Raw genomic sequence first — 15,809 nt, forward strand, 5'->3', positions numbered from 1 at the left:
CAACAGCCAGGATCGCTGGTAGGCGGCCCCCATCCTGAAGGCAGGATCGGGGCAATTGACTCTGCCGATTCCTTCCGCGACGATACCTTTTGTCAGTTCGAAATCTGCCCGCCACAATCATCGTGGATCACCCCATGAACAAACCCCTTGCGATCGCCCTCCTAAGCATCACTTTGATCGCCTCGGCGACCAGCGCAGAGCCGCCTGAAACCATTCGCCCGGCCTTGGTTGTGAGCGCGGTGCCCCAGGAAATCAGAGATCAGTTTGCACTGAAGGATTTTTACCAACAGTGCCTTGTGGTTGGGGGCATGCCGATCGTAGCGTCAAACAAAGTCCATCCAAGCGCGATCAGTGAAGCGGCAATCATCGTCTCATCGATGCTCAAGAAACGCCCCGACATTCTGCGCCAGTTAGCTGCGAATCGAATTCGCCTGACCGTGATGGCAACTTCTGAACGAACCTGTGATGTGCCAGAGCACGCTGACCTGACACCGAAAGACTACTGGAACCGACGCGCGCGCGGATTGGGTGCAACGCGTGCTCGCCCGAGTGTCTCCTGTGGTGAAGAGAACGTGCTGAATCTCAACGGCGATCCCTATGATGCAGAGAGCATTCTGATTCATGAGTTCGCTCATGCGATTCACCTGATGGCCCTTCGCGACTTGGATGATGGCTTTCAGGCGAAGCTGGATCGATGTTATCAATCAGCGATCCAAAATGGACGCTGGAAGGAGACGTATGCGATCTCGAACGATCGAGAGTACTGGGCAGAAGGCGTCCAAAGCTGGTTCGATTGCAATCGCGAAAACGATTCGGTTCATAATCACGTCAACACACGAGACGAACTGAAACAGCACGATCCCGAACTGTACGCTCTGGTTCAATCGACCTTTATCGATCAGTCGTATCGTTACCTGCGTTCGGATGCACCCCAACGGAAGCAGGAGCCACACTTAAAGAGCCTCAATCGCCAGACCATGCCTTCGTTCCGCTGGGAGCGTCAGGAGAAACAAGCGACGAAGGAACCGACCTCGCCAGCCGCCGCTAACTGATCAAGTATCGAAGCATCACACCATGAGCAAACCAGCTGCCTTTCAAACTGCGTTTTCAACGACTGAATTTCGACGACGGCGTGAACTCGTTTGCGAAACGATCGGCCGTGCCACCGCCGTCATTCAAGGTGCATCGGCGACAGGAGCGATGGATCGCTTTCGCCAACACAACGATTTCTTTTATCTCTGTGGCGTGGAGGTTGCCAATGCTTATCTCACTCTCAACGGAACCACCAAGGAATCCACACTGTACCTGGTCGGCCAAGATCGGCATCTCGCTGAACAAGAAGGAGCGGAGCTCAACAGCGATGACGCTGAAACAGCCATTCGGCTGACCGGAGTCGATCACGTCAAGCCCATCACGGCTCTGGAACCGGATCTCAAGAGCTGCGATGTCGTGTACACGTGCCATCAAGCAGCTGAAGGCCGGCAAGCGTGCCAGGATTCGCTCAATGGCGCTGCGAAACGGTTGAATCAAGATCCCTGGCGTGTCGCCCCGCCCGCGGAACAAGCCTTCATCGAATTGATCGAACAACGCTGTGCTCCCGTGGCAATCAAAGACCTGTCCACGACCATTCTGGAAATGCGGCGATCGAAGTCCGCCGAAGAAATCACGGTCATGCGCGAGGCCGGACGCATTGCAGCTGTGGCGATCGCCGAAGCGATCAAATCGACAAAGGCTGGCTTATTCGAATCCGACCTTGCGGCCGTTGCCGAACTGATCTTCCTGACCAGCGGAGCGACTGGAGGAGGCTATCGACCGATTGTCGCTAGCGGCGACAACATCTGGAACTTGCACTATTTCCGCAACGATTCGCGGCTAACTGACGGCGACCTTGTGCTGTTTGACTACGCGCCGGACTTACACAACTACACCAGTGACATTGGACGGATGTGGCCGGTCAGCGGCCGCTATCTACCGTGGCAAAAAGAGCTTTACGATCTGGTCGTTGACTATCATCTCACGCTACTGGACATCACTCGCCCAGGCATGACTCCGATTGAAGTCCGACAAAAAGCAGCCGCGAAACTCTCCTCCAGAGTGGCCAACACTCACTGGTCAAAACCATCCTTCGCCAACGCCGCCGAAAAGCTATTGGCAACCAGTCGAGCAATGACACACGCGGTAGGCATGGCCGTTCATGATGAAGGTGGCTATCAAGATGACCAAACTCCACTCCAACCCGGATGCGTGTTCGCGCTGGATCCTCAGCTTTGGGTTCCCAAAGAAAGGCTCTACTTCCGCGTGGAAGACTGTGTGTTGGTCACCGATGGCGGCCTGGAGAACTTGACTCCCAATGTTCCTCACAGCAGTCACCAGATCGAAGAACTGATCAGAGAGCCCGGACTTCTGCAGCTCCAACACAAAGAACTCGAGTGACAAATCGCCTCTGGCAAGAGACTCAGGGAGCTGCGTGCAAGACGCGTCTGGTTTGTGTTGGATCAATGAACAGCAAGAGTAAGCCACCGGCCAATTGAATCCCGACCAGCACCCAGAAAAACCCTTGCATGGAAAACGCTGATTCCATCAGCCCCGCCGAAGAGGCGCCCAAGCCGTTGGACAGATTCAGCATTGCCATGTAAGCGGTGAACTGAGTTGCCGCGACCGGTGGCCAAGCGATTTCCATGAACATCGAAAACATTGACACCTGAAAAAAGCCTTGCAGCATCGCGGATAGCAGAAACAACGAAGACACCACCGTCGCCTCGGCCCACCAGGACATCAACAGTCCATGCAGCCCCCAGGTGATCGCCATCAGTGACAACGCAGTGAACAGAGCGCGTTTGGGTCCCAACAGTGAGGCAATCAAACCGCCTGCCACCGAACCGCCCAGCCCGAACCAGACCGACAGGCCGCCTTCCAAAGTCAAGTAGTCTGACGTCGACCAGCCAAGCTCTTCTTTCATGTACACGGGCCAGACAATCAGGTAAGCATTAGTGCAAATCAATGAGGTCAGGGCAAAGACTGCTGCTAACCAAGATGATCGGACGGAAAACGATTTGCCCAGCTTGGCAAACAACTCCTTTACAGAGGCCCTTTCTTCATCTGCATCCTCCGCTCCGTAAGTCCCCAGAGCGACGAAGCGATCCTGTCGCCTCTCGCGGAACAGTAACGGAAACAACGCAATGAAAAACAGGATGCCAATCTGCAAAGAGACCGCCGCCACGATCCCGCTGGTGAGTAACAAACCGCCTAGAAAATAGGAGCCGACATAGCTACCTGCATACGAGGAACCATACATGAACCCGTTGGCAATCCCCCGTTTCTCTGGCGGCAATTGATCGATCGCCATCGCATCAACGGAGACGTCTTGCAAGGAGGCAAACGTGTTTGCCAGGAGGATGACAATGCTAAGCGCCTTCAGACTGGCTGATAGATCTGGAATGAACAGCAGCGAAGCCAAGCTGAGCATGATGCCCGTCTGTGCAGCCAGGATCCAGGGCCTGCGCCGACCCATTCGATGAAATCGAAACCGATCAACGAACGGCCCCCACACCCATTTCAAAGACCATGGCCAACTGACCAACGCAATGGTCACGCCGATTGCCGCTGTCGAAACTCCCTGATCAATCAGATAAGTCTTTAAACCAACACGCACGAATCCGTCCGGAATGCCCTGAGCAGCATACAGCAGACAAAGCGTGGTGATACAAATGCCGGGCGACCGATCAAGCGTTTTCAAGTGATTCACTAGCCAATCCTATCCTTCCGTGTTCTCTGATCGATCCATGCCTGTGCGCTGCCGCATCCATCGAACAAGCAAACCTAACGCTGATTGTCGCCGCGAAGCTATTCCTTTCGAAAACGCAACAGATAATTTTCCTTGAACGACGGAATCTCAACTTCCTCGACAAGAGAAAACCCAGCCGCTTCAATCTCTTTGCGAAACACTTCCTTGCCCGCGCGAACATGACCGAGCGTCCAGTCTCGGGTCTGTCCTGGAATCCGCTCGAAGTCGATCACAACCATCGTGCCCCCAGGCTTGAGCGCTTTGTAAATCGACGCCAGAGTCGATTGCGGAAATTCAAAGTGATGGTAGGTATCACAAACAAAGACGAAATCCACTGACGCTGCAGGAAGCCTGACTGAACGATCCGTGCCGAGCACACAAGTGATGTTTTGAACCCTGTCAGCGTCTGATTGCTTGTTGATGTGTTGCAAGAAATTCGTCGAGAGATCGACGGCATAAACCCAACCTTGATCACCCACTTCATTGGCAAACAATCGACTGTAAAAGCCTGTGCCGGCACCGATGTCCGCGACCGTCATGCCGGGTTGAATCTGACACGCCGACAACACACGTTCTCGAGCAGAAAACACTTCACGACTCTCAACCTCAAAGCGTCCAATCCACTCTTGGACATCGAGCGTGGTGTCAAGAAACCGTTCATTGATCCCCGGCTTGACACTTTCTGCGGAAGGCTGAGTGGCCTCCTGAGCGGTCAGCGAGCTGGCGGAAGAAAGAAAAACAATTGCAAACAGCAGCGGTAATGGCTTCATCGTTGGCAGATCCATAGGCGAGAACTCAGCGAAAAGCCAATTATAGGCAAATCCATCCATCCTGCATTGCCTTTCTTTTGACGCACCGATCTGGCACGGAAAAACACTCAGGAAAACGACACACAGGACTGGCCAGTTGACCGTCGCAATTCACCGGCAATGGCATCGCAAACAATGCCATCGCATACAATGGCATGGCATACAATGGCATCGCATACAATGGCTTGGAGGCGATCGATTGGATCAAAACAGGCAAGACACCCGACGACGCTTAGAATGCGGCTCGCAGACGAACACCGAACAGTGCCAGAACGTCTTGGCTGGGATCGAGCGCTGGGTCAACGATCAGCTGAAGGTCAGGTGTCACGGCCAAGTACTGGGTGAGCTGGAATCGATAGAAAGCCTCGCTGGTGAACTGATCTTGTAGCGTCCCATCAGCGGGCTTGCCAAAGCTGAGGCCAAGACCAGCGACATCATTGTTTTCACGACGCAGCCCCAAACCAGTGCTGAAGGTCGTCTGCATCAATGCAGCGTCGCCATCTGAGTAGCCGAATCGGAAGAACGGCAACCACTTTTCGTCAAGGTACTTTTGCGCCGTGAAGGCGACGCCCCAACCTTCCGGAGTGCCCGCGTCTTGTCTTGCATCGGTGTGCCACAGCGTGGCATGGATGTTATCCAGATAGAGACGATCTCGGGATGAGGTGAGTCCAAGTTCCAGATAACTGAAGTACTCGTTGTCGCGGAAGAAGGTGTTAAAACCAGCGAGCGTTGGCTGGCCGTTGGCGTCGGCAAATCCACTTTGCAGGTACACGTGATCGGTCAGCATCGCACCGGCAGCGATTCCCAGGCCTTGATTTGGAACGGCAATTGTTGGATTGGTCGAAAACCCCAGATTGATAAAATGAGTGAGCGGATTGATCATGCCATAGACATCAATAAAATCCGTCACGTCAATCTTGCCAATCGCGAACACCAAGTCCCGTTCACAGAGAGACTGTTTCCAGTAGAGGTTTGTCACCCCGTAATTGAATTCACTGAAGAACGTTCCCGTTGGCAAGATCGAACCCGCTTCAAACCCAAGATCGAAGGGCGTAATCTCCGTCCCCATTCGGTGACGATTCTCGCCTTTGAACACCAGTTGTCCGGGTTGATTGGTACCGAGACCAAGCAGCGTCCACTGGCCATAAACACGCACCAACCCGCTTGCAGCATCCCGCTGCCCCAGGCTGCTAGAGGCGGTTTGATAAAACATCGATTCATCGATGCTCAACTGCAATCTGCAGGTCTCGTCCAACCGGGTTTTGAACTCAAACCAAGGCTCAGCGCACCGCTGGAGTCGATGGCACCGAAACTGGGGAACACTAACAGCGTTGTCTTCGGCCAACTGCCCGCCGACGCTGGAGGGACCGCCGAACGGTTCAACACTTTGGTAGGTTCCCAACGCTTGATTGTTTGAATCAAGACGCGACGGCGATGCGATATCCTGTGCCGACAACCAGGACGCTTCTCCAATGCCAATGACAAGGAACGCCAGTGCTGCTAACCAGGGCATGGACGGATGCGGTGAACTCATACCACCGCCTTCGGCAGCGAACAGCAGACAGATTCAGCCCATCAAACCGGGTATCGATTATTCCATGTGAGTTAGACGGTTGTACCGACAAGGCAGTTCTGTCGCCCAGAGTTTGGCATGAATGCAACCTGTGACCTGCGACGGAGCTAGTGCTTCAGATGGCCGATCAACGCCGTGGAGCCTCTGCCCACTTGTTCGCAAGTTGCCACCGCATCGCCGAAATCAACGTCCAGCGGCTCAACGCGATCGGCTTTCAAGACGGCCACCTTGCCGGACCAGGGATCTGGAGACCCCGGCAAGTACACTGCCACGACCCCAGCTTCATCGTCTCGTTCGGTCTCGAAACCAAGTCGCAAGCACTCATCGAAGCGAACGACGACCGGCTTCATCTGAGCCTTGGCATGATCACCACCAATGCTGTCAGCCATCAGATCTTTGATGATCGTGTAACGAGGAAAAAACATCGCCAGCTTCTTTTCGAAGATCGCCGAAACGTTCCGGCTGAACGACCAGCGTGCCAGCAGTCCAGCGGCAAAGCAAAGCAGCAGCAACAGTGCAATCGACAACGCAAAGAGCAACGCAATGCCACTGGGTGTCTTCACGAACCCTGGAAGCAATTCTCCCAACGTTGTCGCGAGCGACATGACAATGGGGACAATCTGTCCGATTAGCGCGCCGATGACGATCAATGGCAACAGAAACAGCAATCCACCAATTGCCGTGGTCCGCAAGAATCGGATGGGATTGGTTCGTTGATTCATAAGAGGTCACAAGCCGAAAAGGGATCTTTCGAACCGAATGGCTGTCCCCCAGTGAGGACAGCGTCACCATCTGATTCTGCTCCATAGGGTAGCAGGAAACTTGCCTACTGACTCAGTGCGTTAAGCTTTGCTGCGGCCGGCTTGACTGCATTCTGGTAAGCCTCGGTGGCTGCCTGCAGTTCCTGCTGGATCGCTGCATACTTGGCTTTCATTCCGCCAGTTACCGGCCCCTCGGTCATCTCCATCATCTGATGCAGCCAAGTCAGCTTTGAGAACGCTTTTGCGGGCAAGTTGATGGTTTCAGCCAGCGTTCTGCCAGTGGGCACGAAGGCTGATTCATAAGTGGAGGCCGCCTCTGCGATGATTTGGCTCTGTTTCTCGGCCTCAGCGAGCACAGTTGCATCAACGCCCTTACCCTGCAGTGCTTTGACTTGCGCTGCGGACGCCTCGCTTAGCTCCAGTGCTGCGATCACGTTATTGGTGTTCTTGATGACCGTCTGGTGCAGATCCAACCAGAACACCATGCGGGCATCGGTTTGCTCACGCGTGTAGGGTTCATTCGGGTTGATCCGAAGTTCAAATTGACGTTCTTGTGAAACGCCATCCACTGTGAGACGAGCCGTGTAAGTGCCCGGCTTGGCAATCGGCAGAATCGGCGTCGGCGGGCGATTGGGAACCGTTGGCGGCGCAGGATAACGCATGTCCCAAACGAAGCGATTCAACCCAGCATCATGCGCGTCATCGCCAGGGGCTGCATAGCGAAGCCTGAGCTGGTTCTGGCCATAGGTGATGATCTGGTCACCCGATTCATCCAGGATGGTGATACTCACATCCTTGACCCCTTCGACCAATCTAAAATACATCATCACACCGAGCGGCTTGGCATCACCGGCGTCGACGAATTTGCGTTTCTTTTCACCGTTGACGACACCGAGTTCGTAATAGATGTGAGACGGACGCATGTTTTGAATAAAGTACTTCTTCATGCCACCGGGATCGCCACCGGGTGCATAGCTCATCCACCAGCTGAAGCCAAAACGAGTGTGATCCTGTACCGAGTACAGATAGGCTGGCTGATCGGCGACTTGCTGGCAGCATTCACGCAACGGGGTGAGATCATCCAGCACCCAGAAGCCTCGGCCATTGGTCGCAACCACTAAGTCATTGTCTTTCACGCGAAGGTCCGTGATCGGCACAACTGGCATCTTCTTACGAATTGACTTCCACGTCGTTCCATCATCGACCGACGCCATCACACCTCGATCGGTTGCCAAGTAAAGCAGGCCCTTTACCTGAGGATCCTCGCGGAGGGTGTACGTCGGCAGATCCTTGGGCAAGTCACCGTTGATGCTGGTCCAAGTCTTGCCAAAATCGGTTGTCTTGAAAACATAGGGTGCATAGTCGTCGGCGGTGTTGTAGCGTGAGATCGCCACATACAGCGTGCCAGCGTCATGCGGAGAGGCTTCCAGCGAACGTATGTAGGCGTAATCTGGCAACTCGGGAATGGAGCGATCCTGCCATCTCTGTCCCCCATCCATCGTCACATGAATCATCCCATCATCGGAACCCGCCCACAGCACGCCTTTCTGCAATGGCGATTCTGCCAATCGCGTGATCGTGCTGTAGATCTCTTGGCCAAAGTATTCGGGCAGCCAAGGAGTTCCGGTGATGACTTGCTTGTCTGGATGGTTACGAGTCAGATCGGGGCTGATTTGCTCCCAGTTCATCCCTTCGTCTCGCGTTCGGAACACAACCTGTGCACACGCATAAATCGTATTCGGATCGTGCTGGGAAATGATGAAGGGAGAGTCCCACTGGAAACGGAACTTGAGGTCGGAGGCATTCTGGCCGAAGATCGGCTCAGGCGAAATGTTTCGCACTTCGCTTTGCCCGGTGGTCAAATTGTTCTTCGTGAAGGGACTGCCACCGCCCAGCGGCGTTCCACTGGCCATGCTGTAAACGATGTTAGGATCATTCGGATTGGGAATCACATCACCGGTCTCTCCATTGCCGACGATGGTAGTTTCATAACCCGAGATGCCGCCCCATCGAGACGCACTTGGCACCTTATAGGCCAAGATATCCTGGGAGTTGCCATAAACGTTGTAGGGGAACTGATCATCGGTATGCACGCGATAAATCTGACTGATCTTTTGCGTGTATTGCTGAGACCAACTGAGGCCGCCGTTCAGGGTCACCTGCACGCCTCCATCACAGGTCGCGATCATGCGATTTGCATCGTTTGCATCGATCCAAACATCATGAAAGTCATCCTTAATGCCTGGCTCCACCGTCCAGTTTTTGCCAGCGTCTTGGGAAGAGAAAATGCGATTGTTGGGGCTTCAGAGCTGATCGGCGTTGGACGGGTTGGCATAGATGTGTGTGTAGTAAAAGGGCCGACCAATGATTTGGAAAAAGTCGCTGACCAGACTCCACGTTTGAGCTCGGTCATCGGAGCGGTACAGGCCTGGCTTGGTCTCCGAATCAATTAGCGCGTAAAGGCGATTTGGATCGGCTGCCGACATCGTTAACCCCTGGCGCCCGCGACCGCCCTCGGGTAATCCTTCCGCGTAGGTAAATTCGGTCCACGTTTCGCCTCCATCGGTTGTTTTCCAAAGCCCGCTATCGGGCCCTCCCGTTTTCGGGCCCCACGCCTTGCGTTCAAACTCCCAAATCGCGGCATACAGTTCCTGAGGGTTGGCCGGATTCATGACCAAGTCAATCACGCCTGCCTGGTCACTTTTGAAGAGCACTCGTTTCCAACTCTTGCCACCATCTGTTGTGCGATACACTCCGCGTTCCGGATTGGGACCGAAGGCATGCCCATAAACGCCAACGTAAACGATGTCAGGATTCGTCGGATGGATGCGAACTTGGGAGATATGATGCGACTCCTCCAGTCCCAAATGCGTCCAGGTTTCGCCGCCGTCGTCTGACCTGTAGACCCCATCGCCCCAGCTGACGTTGTTCCGCATCTGAGGTTCGCCCATCCCGACGTACATGATGTCTGGGTTACTTGGAGCGATCGCAACTGCGCCCACCGAACTGCTTTGAAACTGACCATCACCCAGTGGCATCCAGGTCAGACCTGCGTCAATGGTTTTCCAGAGGCCGCCAGAGGCACCAAAGTAAAAGACATTTTTGTTGATTGGATGTCCGATCACGGCAGAACCGCGATTGCCCATCATGGGACCTATGAAACGCCAGATCATGGCATCGGTATTGGGCTGTTGCTTCGCAGGAGCCGCTACACGGGGAATCGGTTGCGGTCTTTGGGGTCCTTGAGCAAACGTCGCAACCGCCCAACTGGTGACCAAGCAAGCCACTGTAAACCTAAACATATAATCTCTCATTGATCGTCTCGCCTCTGGCATCCCGTTTCAATGGGTACGGTTGGTAACTTTAGAATCTTGTGATGATCTCGCTGCCGCTTTGCGTCCCCAGTGTTCACCAGATCGGTCTTTTAATGGACTCTGAAATAGCACGGACAGAACCGTCCCTCCACGCAACGTGAACAGCCCTTGACTGATCGCTGCGTGAGGTCATCCCGGCATCAGTCGCTCGTTGATCGCTCTTGCCTTCCTGCTGAGAACTGAATTCAATGCCCCAGTTCCCGCCAGCATGGCGATCAAGCACTTGATCGTTGGGCGTAAAGGTCGTCGCTAAACCACCATTGACGACCATCGCACCGTCACCGATTGCCTCCATTCTTGGGTCATCACCCAACCAAGTGCCAAAATTCACGCCATAGGTCTGAGGAGCGACATGAGGTTTTCCGTCCTTAAGACGAATCCGATGATTGGGTTCAGACGGACACAAGTCCGTCAAAATTTGCAACGCCGTCACACCGCTGTCGACCTGTTGGCGCAAATCACGATCCATCTGGATTCGCTCGGAATCGGAACCCTGTTCCAAAATCGAGATCACAACGACAGAAAACAGTGCTTCAGTGATCGTGAACGCAGACATGCCGCAAACTTTTTTCAGCTGGCGCGACACTGAGTCTCGATCGATCGCCTCTGATTCCATAAAAGAGCCCGAGCACCTGTCATTGACCTTTGATTTAAAGGAAAGGGATCGAAGGATGTCCAAAGTATAGTTGACACGACAACCGTGCGGATGTCTTTCCTGCGTCACTTTTCCTTTCATCGCTAGGCACTTGGCAAACATGGACCTGAGCGAAGCGTGCCCCACCGCTGGGCACGCGAATCCAGATTCGCTGCCAAGTGATCGTTCGCTCGCGAGGCGTTGAGACGCGAAATCGACTTGGGTTTGCCATTTCTTGGGCCTCCAGGGCGGCCAAGCCCCGAGCCATACGCACCGAGAGATTTGGGTACAATAGTCACACGTGCTCTTGACCACCCTCCTGGTCTCAAAAGAACTCGCTTCTTTAAACGGAGCCGCCCCGCCACCCGCTACCTCGCGACGTTACTCATGTTCTCACGCCGACAGTTGCTCCAGCAAACCATCGACTCGGTCGGCGGACGAAGCGCTGCCGGCTTGCTTGCGGAGTCAAATCGGCGTCATTCAACGGGAAAAACAGCCGCAATCCGTTGCCTCTTTCCACTGAAAACGAGATGCGTCAGTCACCTGTTCACCCCTCGTGATCCGCTTCAAGGCGACTTGACCGCGATGTCAAGCACGGTCGTCAAAGACATTTCGACGTCGTTCGTTCGGTTCATTCACCCAAAGTAGATTTCGTTGACCGCGCCCGATGGCTCGGATGATCGGTCAGCCCATTGTTATGAAACCAATACTCATCTCCCAACTCGCATTGGCGACCGTTTGGCTGCTGACAGGTTCGCTGGCCGTTGCTGATCAAGACAGCAAAATCGTTTTTGAAAAACAGATCCGCCCGATACTGAAACAGCACTGTTTTCATTGTCACGGTGAGGAGGAAGAGGTCAGCGCGGGCCTTGATTTACGACTCCGGCGTTTTCTTGCTCAAGGCGGTGACTCCGGTGCGGCCATCATACCGGGCGATCCAGAAAACAGTTTGTTGATCGAGGTCTTGCGATCGGGCCAGATGCCCGAGGGCAAAGACAAGCTGCCGGATCAGGAAATTGACTTGATTGCTAAATGGATTCAGCAAGGCGCACCGACGGCGCGCAGCGAGCCAGAAACGGTCGCCGAACTGGACGCCTTCACCGAAGAAGAACGCAACTGGTGGTCATTGCAACCCATTGCCGCGCCCCAGGTGCCTGCAGCCAATGAACTGACCGATTCAACGAATCCAATCGATCGATTCATCGCTCGGTCGCTGCAGCAGTCAGGCCTGACCTTTTCACCCGCTGCCGATGCTCGAACGCTGATCCGCCGCCTGCAATTTGATTTGACGGGTTTACCGCCAACGCCAGACGAGATCACTGCCTTTACCGAACAGTCGAAAGACGCTCCCGAGTCCGCATACCGATCCTTGCTAGAACGATTGTTGAACTCGCCAGCGTACGGTGAGCGCTGGGCCCGACACTGGCTGGACATCGCTGGCTATGCGGATTCAAACGGGTTCGACGAGAAAGATGTCGTTCGCGAACATGCCTGGAGATATCGCGACTATGTGATTCGATCGTTAAACAACGACAAGCCCTACGACCAGTTCATACGCGAACAGCTTGCCGGTGATGAGATCGCGGCTTCGCTGGGCATGCATGCGAATTCACCAGAGGAACAAGATCGCGCGCGGTATGCTGAATTGCTGACCGCCACTGGCTTTCTACGCATGGCGCCCGATGGTTCCGTTAGCCAAAACAACATCACCACACGCAATCAATGCGTCGCCGACACGATCAAAATCATCAGCACGACGCTGTACGGCATGACCATTGAATGCGCCCAATGCCACAATCACCGCTATGATCCGATCACTCAGGCAGACTACTACAGCCTGCGGGCGATTTTCGATCCGGGGTTCGATGTGCCCCGTTGGCGTGTTCCCAAGAATCGCTTGGTTTCCTTGCAGACCAAGCAGCAAGCCGAACAAGCGGCAAACATTGAAAAGGAAGCCAAGAAGATCGACGCGGAACGCAACGCTCAACAGAAACAGTTCATCGCTGAAGTGCTGGAAAAGGAACTCGCGAAACGCGATGAAGCCATTCGAGACGACCTGCGTGTCGCCTACAACTCCAACGCCAAGCAACGCACGAAAGAACAGACGAAGTTGCTTTCAGAGCATCCCAGCATCAACAAACTCAGCGCTTCGAGTCTGTATCTGTATGACAGCACCTACAAAACCAAGCATGCGGCAACGCTCAAGGAAATTGCCGCTCGCGCCCAGGCCATCCGTGACACCAAACCAACTGAAGAATTCGTCCACGCGTTCACAGAGTTAGCCAACGATCCGAAAGCTGTTGTGACCACTCATGTCTTTTTCCGTGGCAACCCAGAGGCACCGAAGGAAAAGGTTTTGCCCAGTGACTTATCCGTGCTGGCAAGCTGGCGATCGACAGAACTGGCTGAATTTAGTGATGCAGTGCCGACGACCGGTCGGCGACTAGCGTTTGCACGATCAGTGACCGATGGCAGGCATCCGTTGCTGGCCCGAGTGATCGTGAACCGAGTTTGGAAGCATCACTTTGGACGCGGACTGGTCTCCTCAGCCGGCGACTTCGGCGTCTTAGGTGAACGTCCCTCGCATCCCGAATTACTGGATTGGCTGGCCACTGAATTCATGGAATCGGGCTGGAGCTTAAAAGCGCTTCATCGCTTGATCCTGACCAGCCAAACCTGGCAGCAGTCCTCCAAGCGATCGAAGCGAGGTGATCAGATCGATCCCGACAATCAATTGCTTAGCCGCCAAAAGACTCGGCGACTAGAAGCCGAAGCGCTGCGAGATGCGTTGCTGGCCGTGACCGGAAAGCTGAATCGCAAACCCTTCGGGCCGCCGATCCCTGTGATGCCGACGACAGATGGTTCAATCGTCGTCGGCAACGACACGACCGATAGCGCGGGACGACAAACGGGAAAGTACATTCCACTCCATGGCGAAGAGTATCGCCGCAGCATCTATGTGCAGGTTCGCCGCAGTCGCCCGCTGGACCTATTGACGACATTTGACGCTCCCAGCATGACGGACCCCAACTGCATCTCGCGGCCTGAAACAACCGTCAGTCCGCAGAGTCTCCTCATGATGAACAACTCTGGCATGCGAGCTCACGCCAGACACTTCGCGCAGCGATTACAAAACACTGGGCCTCCCGATCAGGACTCTCAGATTCGGACGGCGTTTGAACTGTGCTACGGTCGCAAGGCAAGCGAAACGGAAATCGCCAATTCCAAAAACTTCATCAACGCACAACAGCAGTACTACAAAGACAACCCAGCCAAATTCGAAAACGAATCGGGTCCGGCTGAAAAGGAGAATGCCTCCGCACAAGCCTTGGCACTCGCCGCGTTTTGTCATGCTCTCCTAAGCACCAACGAATTCCTCTACATCGATTGAACCATGAGTCACTCACGACGACATTTCTTGCAAAGCAGTTACGGCGCCGGACTGGTGGCGTTGGCAACACTGATGGACGACCGAGAGTCACTTGCCAATCCGAAGATCGCCGGCAAGACCGGACGCTTTGACAACAAGCCGAAGCCGCCGCATCACCCGCCGCGGGCAACGGCGATGATCTCGATGGTGATGCAGGGAGGCCCCAGTCAAATTGATCTCTTTGATCCCAAGCCAGCGCTCGATGACTTGGATGGCAAAGACTTTCCAGGCCAAGTCAAATACGATGACGCTGCCGGAGCAACCAAAGAGGTCATGAAGGCTCAGTGGAAGTTCCAAAAGCACGGCCAATGCGGCATGGACTTCAGTGAACTCGTGCCACACATGGCATCGATCGCCGATGAGATCACGATGATCCGCTCGATGCATACCGGCGTCAACAACCATGGCCAATCGATCAATGCACTTAACAACGGCAGCATCTTGAATGGACGGCCTTCGCTGGGCAGTTGGCTCACCTACGGACTGGGGACGGAAAACCAGAATCTACCAGCCTTTGTAGCCTTGACCGATCCGCGCGGCTTACCGGTTCTGGGCGTCGGAAATTTCACCAACGGCTGGTTGCCATCGATCTATCAAGGCACCGTCGTTCGGCCCACTGAGCCGCGAATCTTGAATCTGGATGCCCCGATGTCACTGCGAGGGGAGGCACAAGAACGCTACCTAAGCTTCGTCCAAAATCTAAATCAAAGTCACCTTGCCAATCGCCCGGGTGAAAATGAATTGGACGCCAGGATTCAAAGTTTTGAACTCGCTGCCCGCATGCAGTCGGAGGCCAAAGACGTCTTGGACTTCAGTGATGAAAGCCAAGCAACACTGGAGATGTACGGCATTCACAACAAAGAGACAAAGGATTTCGGCACGCGCTGCTTGCTGGCGCGACGGCTCGTCGAACGCGGTGTTCGCTTTGTTAACTTGTACACCGGGAACCAAACTTGGGATCATCACAATCACTTGGCGACCAAACTCCCTGCCGCCTGCAAGTACGTGGACCAACCCGCTGCGGCTTTGGTTAAAGATCTCAAACAACGCGGCTTACTGGATTCCACCATCGTGCACTGGGGAGGCGAAATGGGGCGACTGCCGGTGATTCAGAATCGAGCTGGCGGCAAGACCGATCGCAAAACGGTTGGCCGCGATCACAACACTTACGGCTTCACGATGTGGGTCGCCGGGGGCGGATTCAAGGCCGGTTATACCCACGGCGAAACGGACGAATTTGGCCACAACGCGATCAAGGATGTCGTCAATCATTACGACTACCATGCCACCTTGCTGCACTTGTTTGGTCTCGATTCAGAACGCTTGACCTTCCCCCGAAACGGCAACGAACAACGCTTGATCCTGAACAGCAAAGCCCGAATCGTCTCCGAATTACTCAGCTAACAAACCATGACAGACGCCCCACCGGACGCCGAGTTCACAT

The 15,809-nt window shown here is 54.5% G+C and carries 11 protein-coding genes; 4 read left to right on the top strand and 7 right to left on the bottom strand.

What is annotated here, in order from left to right; translation table 11 throughout:
• Positions 1-134: 134 nt before the first annotated feature.
• Positions 135-1,052, top strand: coding sequence for a M90 metallopeptidase family protein (locus tag SV7mr_RS24105; RefSeq protein WP_145277493.1), 918 nt, complete (start codon positions 135-137; stop codon positions 1,050-1,052).
• Between the two features lie 22 nt (positions 1,053-1,074).
• Positions 1,075-2,433 carry an aminopeptidase P N-terminal domain-containing protein gene (locus SV7mr_RS24110; protein WP_145277495.1) on the top strand — a complete coding sequence of 453 codons (1,359 nt, stop codon included), beginning with the start codon at positions 1,075-1,077 and terminating at the stop codon, positions 2,431-2,433.
• 22 nt (positions 2,434-2,455) lie between these two features.
• Here SV7mr_RS24110 and SV7mr_RS24115 read toward each other — a convergent pair whose 3' ends face one another.
• The 7 genes from SV7mr_RS24115 to SV7mr_RS24145 all read right to left on the bottom strand — a co-directional run bounded on the left by SV7mr_RS24115 (position 2,456) and on the right by SV7mr_RS24145 (position 10,857).
• Positions 2,456-3,745 (bottom strand): MFS transporter, encoded by a 1,290-nt coding sequence (locus tag SV7mr_RS24115; RefSeq protein ID WP_145277497.1) that lies wholly within the window; start codon positions 3,743-3,745, stop codon positions 2,456-2,458.
• A gap of 98 nt (positions 3,746-3,843) precedes the next feature.
• Complete coding sequence (locus SV7mr_RS24120; protein ID WP_145277499.1) at positions 3,844-4,554, bottom strand: class I SAM-dependent methyltransferase; 711 nt, start codon at positions 4,552-4,554, stop codon at positions 3,844-3,846.
• A 271-nt stretch (positions 4,555-4,825) separates the two neighbouring features.
• Positions 4,826-6,127 carry a carbohydrate porin gene (locus SV7mr_RS24125; RefSeq protein WP_145277501.1) on the bottom strand — a complete coding sequence of 434 codons (1,302 nt, stop codon included), beginning with the start codon at positions 6,125-6,127 and terminating at the stop codon, positions 4,826-4,828.
• Between the two features lie 146 nt (positions 6,128-6,273).
• Complete coding sequence (locus SV7mr_RS24130) at positions 6,274-6,888, bottom strand: DUF502 domain-containing protein (RefSeq protein WP_145277503.1); 615 nt, start codon at positions 6,886-6,888, stop codon at positions 6,274-6,276.
• 104 nt (positions 6,889-6,992) lie between these two features.
• Positions 6,993-9,116, bottom strand: a complete 2,124-nt coding sequence (locus SV7mr_RS24135; protein ID WP_145277506.1) for a WD40/YVTN/BNR-like repeat-containing protein — start codon at positions 9,114-9,116, stop codon at positions 6,993-6,995.
• Between the two features lie 114 nt (positions 9,117-9,230).
• Positions 9,231-10,241, bottom strand: a complete 1,011-nt coding sequence (locus SV7mr_RS24140) for a WD40/YVTN/BNR-like repeat-containing protein (protein ID WP_419187871.1) — start codon at positions 10,239-10,241, stop codon at positions 9,231-9,233.
• A gap of 94 nt (positions 10,242-10,335) precedes the next feature.
• The gene (locus tag SV7mr_RS24145) at positions 10,336-10,857 is read right to left on the bottom strand and encodes a hypothetical protein (protein WP_145277510.1); all 522 of its coding nucleotides are present in this window, start codon (positions 10,855-10,857) and stop codon (positions 10,336-10,338) included.
• A 775-nt stretch (positions 10,858-11,632) separates the two neighbouring features.
• Between SV7mr_RS24145 and SV7mr_RS24150 the strand changes: the two genes are divergently transcribed.
• Positions 11,633-14,326, top strand: a complete 2,694-nt coding sequence (locus SV7mr_RS24150; RefSeq protein WP_419187872.1) for a DUF1553 domain-containing protein — start codon at positions 11,633-11,635, stop codon at positions 14,324-14,326.
• A gap of 3 nt (positions 14,327-14,329) precedes the next feature.
• The gene (locus tag SV7mr_RS24155; RefSeq protein WP_145277514.1) at positions 14,330-15,769 is read left to right on the top strand and encodes a DUF1501 domain-containing protein; all 1,440 of its coding nucleotides are present in this window, start codon (positions 14,330-14,332) and stop codon (positions 15,767-15,769) included.
• The last annotated feature ends 40 nt before the right edge of the window (positions 15,770-15,809 follow it).

Origin of the sequence: Stieleria bergensis (assembly GCA_007745635.1) — a bacterium.
GTDB classification, from domain to species: domain Bacteria; phylum Planctomycetota; class Planctomycetia; order Pirellulales; family Pirellulaceae; genus Stieleria; species Stieleria bergensis.